Source organism: Mycobacterium sp. IS-1264 (assembly GCF_001954195.1).
Taxonomy (GTDB): Bacteria; Actinomycetota; Actinomycetes; order Mycobacteriales; family Mycobacteriaceae; genus Mycobacterium.
Map to the genome: position 1 here is coordinate 1 of NZ_MBES01000092.1, position 715 is coordinate 715.

A 715-nucleotide genomic window follows, 5' to 3' on the forward strand; every position below is an offset into this window, starting at 1 on the left:
TCGCGCATCAACTGTCCGCATTCGTCGAGCACCGCATCGAGTCGATCTACGACGTCATCGAAAGCTGCGGCGGCGGCGCGCAGCCGGTGCGACACGATCCCCTCGATCTCCTCGCCCGTCGCATTGAGCAGTTCGGACTTGGTCGGAAAGTAGTGATAGAGACTGCCGCTGGTCATGTCGGCCGCGCGGGCGATTTCGCGGATCGTGGCTTTTGAGTAGCCGACGTCGCCCACGCAGCGCATTGCCGCGGCGATGATTCGTCGGCGAGTCTCTTCGGCATTCGCGCCCACCGGACGCCCGAGCTGCGACGGCGTGGTGGTCATGCACCTCCGCGGGAGCCGGAAGTCGTCGGTCGGTCGAATATATTCGACCACATATCAGCGAGGACCCGACCGACCATGACCCGAACACAGCTGGGCCGCCCCGTGGGCGCCAGTGGCGAGGAAACTCGCCGGCGGATCATCGTGGCAACCATGAGGTGTGTGGCCGAGGCCGGCTATTCGAAGGCCACGATCCGTGAGATAGCCCGCGTGGCGAACGTGACGAGCTCCAGCTTGTACAACTACTTTCCCAATAAGTCGGAACTGATGCAGGCGACGATTTCGGCCCGGGCCGACGCATCCATGCCCCGCCTGCGGCAGGCTGCGCAGCGCCCGGGCAACGTCATCGGTCGAATCGAAGCGGTGCTCGACGAATGCGGACAGTTGATGCGCGA

At 64.3% G+C, this 715-nt stretch carries 2 protein-coding genes; one reads left to right on the forward strand and one right to left on the reverse strand.

The features are described 5' to 3' along the window. A partial coding sequence (locus tag A5744_RS23370) for a TetR/AcrR family transcriptional regulator (RefSeq protein ID WP_139331480.1) occupies nucleotides 1–323 on the reverse strand: 323 nt, incomplete at its 3' end. A gap of 75 nt (nucleotides 324–398) precedes the next feature. Between A5744_RS23370 and A5744_RS23375 the strand changes: the two genes are divergently transcribed. Continuing rightward, nucleotides 399–715, forward strand: a 317-nt coding sequence (locus A5744_RS23375; RefSeq protein WP_139331169.1) for a TetR/AcrR family transcriptional regulator, incomplete at its 3' end; no start/stop codon positions are given.